We start from the raw sequence: 6,767 nt of genomic DNA, 5'->3' as shown, positions 1-6,767 counted from the left end.
GTAGGACGTCGCCAAGCAACTTTAAGACGAGTCATTTTGACTTGTCTTTTTTGTATTTGAAAAGATTATAAAGAACAAACACATTGCCCAAATAAGATTCATATCATATATATAACGAAACGATGTATATTTTTTTGAAAAGTGTCAAGGAATAGAAATATGAAATGCTTGAATTCAAAGAGAGGGGAGGAAATGTCCTAACTCATTTTTATTTAGAGAAGAATGAGATGGATAAAGCTATGAAATCAAAAGATGAAGTCTGTATTGTATGTGAAAATAAAAGAGATAATGGTATACATGTACGCACTAGTTTTATATGTGGTGATTGTGAACGAGATATGGTGAGAACAGATACAAATGATCCTAAATATATATACTATTTACAGCAATTGCGAAAGATCGAAATATCATATTCATGAATAGGCGCATGCCTATTATTTTTTTTGCCCTAATATCTGTATAATAGATAGAGAATGAAAAGTAAGGAAGAGATAAATATGAATCAAAGTCGAATGCCATTATATGAGGCATTAATCCAGTTTAAAAATAAGAAACCTTTATCTTTACATGTTCCAGGGCATAAGAATGGCTTAGATTTTCCAAAGGAGGCCCGAACTGGTTTTAGTGACATACTTTCTATCGATGTAACAGAATTGACAGGGCTAGATGATCTGCATAGTCCATTTGAGTGTATAGATGAAGCACAGCGACTGTTAGCTGAAGTATATGGCGTCCAAAAAAGTTACTTTTTAGTTAATGGCTCTACTGTCGGGAACCTGGCAATGATCTTATCCTGCTGCGGAGAGCATGATATCGTACTTGTACAAAGAAATTGTCATAAATCTGTTATCAATGGTTTGAAATTAGCTGGAGTTCATCCAGTCTTTTTAGAACCTTGGGTGGATGAAGCGTATGGTGTACCGGTTGGAGTTCAGCATGTGGTTATTAAGAAGGCTATTGAACAATATCCAAGTGCTAAGGCACTAGTCTTAACACATCCCAATTACTACGGTATGGGAGTAAATCTAAAGGAAAGTATTGCTTACGCACATACGCATAAAATTCCTGTTTTAGTGGATGAAGCACATGGTGCACATTTTTGCCTAGGAGAGCCGTTTCCAAAGTCTGCACTGGCATATGGTGCGGATATTGTTGTACATTCAGCACATAAAACATTACCCGCTATGACCATGGGATCGTATTTACATATAAATAGTCATTTAATAAATGAAGAAAAGGTTTCTTCCTATTTAAATATGTTACAATCTAGCAGCCCATCTTATCCAATTATGGCATCACTTGATGTAGCTCGTTTTGCATTAGCAAATAGGAAAGAAGAAGGATGTCATAAAATTATAGAATTTATGCAGCGATTTAGGGCGAGGTTGCAGTCAATTCCCCAACTTGCTGTTTTACAGTATCCCTTGCAGGATGAACTAAAGGTTACAGTACAAACACGCTGCCAGTTATCTGGATACGAATTACAGTCCATATTTGAAAAAGTAGGTATATATACAGAAATGGCAGATCCATATAATGTTTTGTTTATTTTACCATTACAAGTAAACGATCAGTATATGGAGGCGGTGCAGTCAATACGACTAGCATTACAGAATTATAAGGTGAAAGACAAGACACCATCTATTCGGTATACTTACAATGGGGGAATTTCTCCTTTGCAATTTACGTATAAACAATTAGAAGGGTATGAGAAAAAAGTGGTACCCATGCAAGAGGCTGTTGGTATGATCTCGGCCGGTATGGTTATTCCATATCCACCAGGAATTCCATTGATCATGTATGGGGAGGAAATTACGGAAGAGCATGTTAAACAAATTTCTTATTTAGAAGAAACTGGAGCGCGTTTTCAAGGAAATACAACATCTATAGATGTATATGGTATAGAGAGAAAGTAGGTTTTAGGATGAAGGGATTATTTGTAACAATTGAGGGACCAGAAGGTTCAGGTAAATCAACATTAATTACCAAGTTATTACCGTACTTTGAAAAGAAAGCGAAAAAGGTAATTGCGACAAGAGAACCAGGTGGTATTGCAATTTCAGAAGAGATTCGAACTATTTTACATAAACAAGAATACACGATGATGGAAGCACGTACGGAAGCACTATTATACGCTGCGGCGCGTAGGCAGCATTTAGTAGAAAAGGTTATGCCAGCATTGAAGGAGAATTATCTTGTATTATGTGATCGCTTCATTGATAGCTCTCTTGCTTACCAAGGTTATGCAAGAGGTTTAGGGATTAATAAAGTATTTGAAATTAATCGCTTTGCAACAGAAGATTGTATGCCTGGTTTAACAATTTATTTAGATATTGAGCCAGAAGTAGGTTTAGCACGTATTGAAAAAGATGCTGGTAGGGAAGTAAATCGTTTAGACATGGAAAGTATCACATTCCATAAGCGCGTACGTGAGGGATATTTACAAGTTGTAGAAAGATTCTCAGACCGTATTGCTGTTGTGAATGCTGACCAGCCAATGGAAAAGATTGTAGAAGAAGCCATTCAGCTTATAGAAGGTAAATTGTTATAATAGAAGGCAAGTATGAGACAAGTGAGGTATGCATTATGACGAAGACGTGGGAGCAGCTTTCTGCTATACAGCCCATTGGTGTAAAGATGTTGATGAATAGCATTGTAAAAGAGCGTATATCCCATGCGTATTTGTTAGAAGGGGGAAAAGGAACAGGAAAATTCGCAACGGCAATTCAAATGGCCAAAAGCTTTCTTTGCTTACAAAGAAATGGTGTAGAGCCTTGCCATTCATGTACGAATTGTCGCCGAATTGATTCGGGTAATCATCCTAATTTACATATTGTAAAACCGGATGGATTATCTATTAAAAAACAACAAATTCATGATTTACAAGAAGAGTTTTCAAAAACAGGCTTAGAAGCAAATAAGAAGGTATACATTATTGAGCATGCAGACCGCATGACGGCAAATGCTGCCAATACCTTATTGAAATTTTTAGAAGAACCAAGTAGTGATACAACAGCTATTTTACTTACTGAACAAAGTCATCAAATTTTAAATACTATTTTATCTCGTTGCCAAGTTGTTACATTTAGACCACTTCCTACTGAATCTTTAATTGAGAGATTGCAGAGTGAAGGTATTACAGTTTCTTTATCTACTCTTGCTGCACAAATTACGAATAGTTTTGAGGAAGCATTATTACTGTGCAATGATGAATGGTTTGCACAAGCACGAACTTTAGTGATAAAATTATGTGAAGCGCTCGAAAAAGATACGGCCTCTCTTTTTTTTGTACAAGAAAAATGGGGGAAACACTTTGGAGAGAAGGAACAATTACAGCAAGGTTTAGATATGTTACTCCTTATTTATAAGGATTTATTATATGTTCAATTAGGAGAGGAAGATCGTCTTGTTTTCCAGGAGCAAAAGGAGATGTTCCAATCTTTCTCCTATGCTCAGAAGCGCATTGTATCAGCTCTTTTTAATATATTAGAGGCAAAAAATAGAATCAACGCTAATGTAAATGCGCGGCTTGTGTTCGAACAGTTAGTGTTGCGGTTGCAGGAGGGATGACCGTTTTGTATGATGTAGTAGGTGTTCGCTTTAAGAAGGCCGGAAAGGTATATTACTTTGATCCTAATCAATTTGATATCTCAGAAAATGAGTTTGTGATCGTGGAAACGGTAAGAGGTATTGAATATGGAAAAGTGGTTATTACAAAAAAACAAGTTGATGAAAACGATGTTGTATTACCGCTAAAGAAGGTTATTCGAATTGCAAATGAAAATGATCGAACCATTGTTGAAGAGAACAAGCATGCTGCAAAAGAGGCATATCAAGTTTGTCAACAAAAGGTGGGGGAACACAATCTTGATATGAAACTTGTAGACGTAGAATATACGTTTGATCGTAATAAGATTATTTTTTATTTTACAGCAGATGGTCGGATTGATTTCCGCGAGCTGGTCAAAGACTTAGCAGCAATTTTTCGGACACGAATTGAGCTAAGACAAATTGGTGTTCGCGATGAAGCAAAAATGCTTGGTGGTATTGGTCCATGTGGTCGTATGCTTTGTTGTTCTACATTTTTAGGGGATTTTGAACCTGTATCCATTAAAATGGCCAAGGATCAAAACTTATCATTAAATCCTGCAAAAATTTCTGGTTTGTGTGGCCGCTTAATGTGTTGCTTAAAATATGAGAATGACGAATATGAGGCGGCAAAAGAGCAACTTCCTGATTTAGATCAACGTATACAAACACCACATGGTCTTGGACGTGTCATCGGATTAAATATTTTAGAAAGATTAATTCAAGTGGAACTAGTAGACAAGGAACGGATAGTAGAATATACGTTAGATGAATTAATTAATGAAGGGGTCGTTTCGAGTCAAACCACAGATTAATGAGGTGGGTGCTTGTGGAGAAAAAGGATATTTTTGCAGCGGTTTCCAGCATGGAAGAGCAAATTGGGCATTTATATAAACAGTTGGGAGAATTAAAGCAACATCTTGCAGAATTACTGGAAGAAAACCAACATATTAAAATGGAAAATGAAAATTTGCGACGTCGTTTTGAAGAAGTGCAGAATAAGGAAAAACAAAAAACTCAAAAACGCAAAGAAATGAAACCAAAAACAGATATTGGCGAAGGATATGATAATTTAGCACGCTTATATCAAGAAGGTTTCCATATCTGTAATTTACATTATGGAAGTGTACGTAAAGAGGGAGATTGTTTATTCTGTCTGTCATTTTTAAATAAAAAATGAAATTACCTTTCCAATATACTTGGAAAGGTAATTTTTTATACATGAGAGAATAAATCGTGTTTTTACGTTAATAGAGAATCAAATAGGGTAGGTTAAGTGTAAGAAAGGAAATAGCATATGAATTTATATGAAGATGAGCGTTTAGATTATTTACTAGCAGAAGAAATGAAAATTATTCAAAGTCCATCTGTGTTTAATTTTTCTTTAGACGCAGTTTTACTCGCAAATTTTGTTTGGGTTCCGATTCAAAGAGGCAATCTACTTGATTTATGTACAGGAAATGCAGTTATTCCGCTTTTATTAAGTACAAGAACAAAAGGTACGATCACAGGTGTAGAAATTCAAGAGCGTCTATATGATATGGGGGTTAGAAGCGTTCGGTATAATAATCTGGAAGGACGCATTCATTTAATTCACGGAGATTTAAAGGATATGCCAGAAAAGCTGGGACGCCATCAATACGATGTTGTAACATGTAATCCACCTTATTTTCAAACACCAAAAGCATCTGAGAAAAATATGAATGAACATTTAGCTATAGCACGTCATGAAATTATGTGTACATTGGAAGATGTCGTATACGCTAGTAGTCAATTAGTGAAGCAAGGTGGTAAAGTGGCATTTGTTCATCGTCCAGGTCGTTTGCTTGATATTATAACGTTAATGAGAAAATATAAAATTGAACCAAAACGTGTACAATTTGTATATCCAAAAGCTGGTAAAGAGGCGAATACACTGTTAATTGAAGGAATTAAGGATGGAAATGCAGATTTAAAAATTTTACCACCTCTTTTTGTATATGAGGAAAATAATGAGTATACAAAGGAGCTTCGTTCGATTTTGTATGGAGAAGAATAAACATTATTTTTATGTTGTGGAATGTTCAGATGGAAGTTACTATGCCGGATATACCAATCATATAGAGAAACGAATTCAAACCCATAACAATGGCAAGGGGGCTAAGTATACGCGTGCTAGGCTCCCGGTTGTTTTGAAATACTTGGAGGTTCATGAAGATAAACGAACAGCTATGCAAGCTGAATATCATTTTAAGCAGTTAAAAAGAAGAGAAAAAGAAGAATACATGCAAAAAGGAGAATGTTATGTGGCAGCAAAAAAGCTTTCAACAAAATGAAAAGGGAGTACTATACTTAGTTCCGACTCCAATTGGTAATTTAGAGGATATGACGTTCCGTGCTATTCGGATATTGAAAGAGGCGGATGTTATTGCTGCTGAAGATACAAGGCAGACGAAAAAACTTTGTAACTATTTCGAAATTGAAACGCCAGTTATGAGTTATCATGAACATAATAAAGAAGTAAGTGGCCGAAAAATTTTAGATAAGTTAGAGGATGGTAAGACAGTAGCACTTGTGAGTGATGCTGGTATGCCGTGTATTTCTGACCCTGGTTACGATATTGTTGTAGAAGCTGTGGCAGAGCAATATCATGTGATTCCGCTTCCAGGAGCAAATGCTGCACTTACAGCGTTAATTGCATCAGGATTAGAAACGAGACATTTCCATTTTTATGGATTTTTGCAGAGGAATAAAAAAGAGCGTAAAGCCGAATTAGAAAAACTTCGTTATATCCCAACTACAATGATGTTTTATGAAGCACCACATCGACTAGATGATACATTAATTTCTATGAAAGAAGTACTTGGGAATAGAGAAATTGTATTGTGCCGAGAGCTAACGAAAAAGTTTGAAGAGTTTATTCGTGGCTCAGTCGAAGAAGCAATTGAATGGACAAAACAAAATGAGGTTCGTGGCGAATTTTGTATTTTAGTAGCTGGATCAACAGAAGAAGCTGCCCCAGAGGAACAATGGTGGGAATCTGTTTCAGTGTATGAGCATATTGAACAATACATAAACGAACAAGGAATGTCTTCAAAAGAGGCCATTAAAGCAGTCGCTAAAGAGCGAGATTTGTCGAAACGGGACGTCTATCAAATCTATCATGTTGATAAAAAATAAGCTTCTCATAATTGAGAAGC

Annotated in this window: 9 protein-coding genes; all 9 read left to right on the top strand. The window is 35.9% G+C overall.

Features of this window, described 5'->3' with window-relative positions; genetic code table 11:
* Positions 1–239 precede the first annotated feature (239 nt).
* The 9 genes from COO03_RS14090 (at position 240) to rsmI (ending at position 6,747) form a co-directional block, all read left to right on the top strand.
* The gene (locus tag COO03_RS14090) at positions 240–419 is read left to right on the top strand and encodes a sigma factor G inhibitor Gin (protein ID WP_097897769.1); all 180 of its coding nucleotides are present in this window, start codon (positions 240–242) and stop codon (positions 417–419) included.
* 78 nt (positions 420–497) lie between these two features.
* Positions 498–1,916 (top strand): aminotransferase class I/II-fold pyridoxal phosphate-dependent enzyme, encoded by a 1,419-nt coding sequence (locus COO03_RS14085; protein WP_097897766.1) that lies wholly within the window; start codon positions 498–500, stop codon positions 1,914–1,916.
* Positions 1,917–1,924: 8 nt separating this feature from the next.
* Positions 1,925–2,551, top strand: a complete 627-nt coding sequence (tmk, locus tag COO03_RS14080; protein WP_097897765.1) for a dTMP kinase — start codon at positions 1,925–1,927, stop codon at positions 2,549–2,551.
* A 35-nt stretch (positions 2,552–2,586) separates the two neighbouring features.
* Positions 2,587–3,570, top strand: coding sequence for a DNA polymerase III subunit delta' (gene holB, locus COO03_RS14075; RefSeq protein WP_097897764.1), 984 nt, complete (start codon positions 2,587–2,589; stop codon positions 3,568–3,570).
* A 5-nt stretch (positions 3,571–3,575) separates the two neighbouring features.
* On the top strand, positions 3,576–4,403 hold the full coding sequence (locus COO03_RS14070) for a PSP1 domain-containing protein (RefSeq protein WP_141523165.1): 828 nt from the start codon (positions 3,576–3,578) through the stop codon (positions 4,401–4,403).
* Between the two features lie 14 nt (positions 4,404–4,417).
* The gene (gene yabA, locus COO03_RS14065; protein ID WP_000412052.1) at positions 4,418–4,768 is read left to right on the top strand and encodes a DNA replication initiation control protein YabA; all 351 of its coding nucleotides are present in this window, start codon (positions 4,418–4,420) and stop codon (positions 4,766–4,768) included.
* 117 nt (positions 4,769–4,885) lie between these two features.
* Positions 4,886–5,626 carry a tRNA1(Val) (adenine(37)-N6)-methyltransferase gene (locus tag COO03_RS14060; RefSeq protein WP_097897762.1) on the top strand — a complete coding sequence of 247 codons (741 nt, stop codon included), beginning with the start codon at positions 4,886–4,888 and terminating at the stop codon, positions 5,624–5,626.
* Positions 5,613–5,903, top strand: coding sequence for a GIY-YIG nuclease family protein (locus COO03_RS14055; protein ID WP_097897761.1), 291 nt, complete (start codon positions 5,613–5,615; stop codon positions 5,901–5,903). Before COO03_RS14060 ends, COO03_RS14055 begins: the two co-directional genes overlap by 14 nt.
* The gene (gene rsmI / locus COO03_RS14050; protein WP_097897760.1) at positions 5,872–6,747 is read left to right on the top strand and encodes a 16S rRNA (cytidine(1402)-2'-O)-methyltransferase; all 876 of its coding nucleotides are present in this window, start codon (positions 5,872–5,874) and stop codon (positions 6,745–6,747) included. The genes COO03_RS14055 and rsmI overlap by 32 nt, the downstream gene beginning before the upstream one ends.
* The last annotated feature ends 20 nt before the right edge of the window (positions 6,748–6,767 follow it).

It is taken from the genome of Bacillus sp. AFS098217, assembly GCF_002551815.1.
Lineage (GTDB): Bacteria > Bacillota > Bacilli > Bacillales > Bacillaceae_G > Bacillus_A.
The sequence above is the reverse complement of the archived record's forward strand: the minus strand, read 5'-3'. Positions and strand labels throughout refer to the sequence as shown.

Bases quoted from the DNA above. Each gene is read 5' to 3' on its own strand.
- COO03_RS14090 (WP_097897769.1), top strand. From the start codon at position 240: ATGAAATCAAAAGATGAAGTCTGTATTGTATGTGAAAATAAAAGAGAT.
- COO03_RS14085 (WP_097897766.1), top strand. From the start codon at position 498: ATGAATCAAAGTCGAATGCCATTATATGAGGCATTAATCCAGTTTAAA.
- tmk (WP_097897765.1), top strand. From the start codon at position 1,925: ATGAAGGGATTATTTGTAACAATTGAGGGACCAGAAGGTTCAGGTAAA.
- holB (WP_097897764.1), top strand. From the start codon at position 2,587: ATGACGAAGACGTGGGAGCAGCTTTCTGCTATACAGCCCATTGGTGTA.
- COO03_RS14060 (WP_097897762.1), top strand. From the start codon at position 4,886: ATGAATTTATATGAAGATGAGCGTTTAGATTATTTACTAGCAGAAGAA.
- COO03_RS14055 (WP_097897761.1), top strand. From the start codon at position 5,613: ATGGAGAAGAATAAACATTATTTTTATGTTGTGGAATGTTCAGATGGA.
- rsmI (WP_097897760.1), top strand. From the start codon at position 5,872: ATGTGGCAGCAAAAAAGCTTTCAACAAAATGAAAAGGGAGTACTATAC.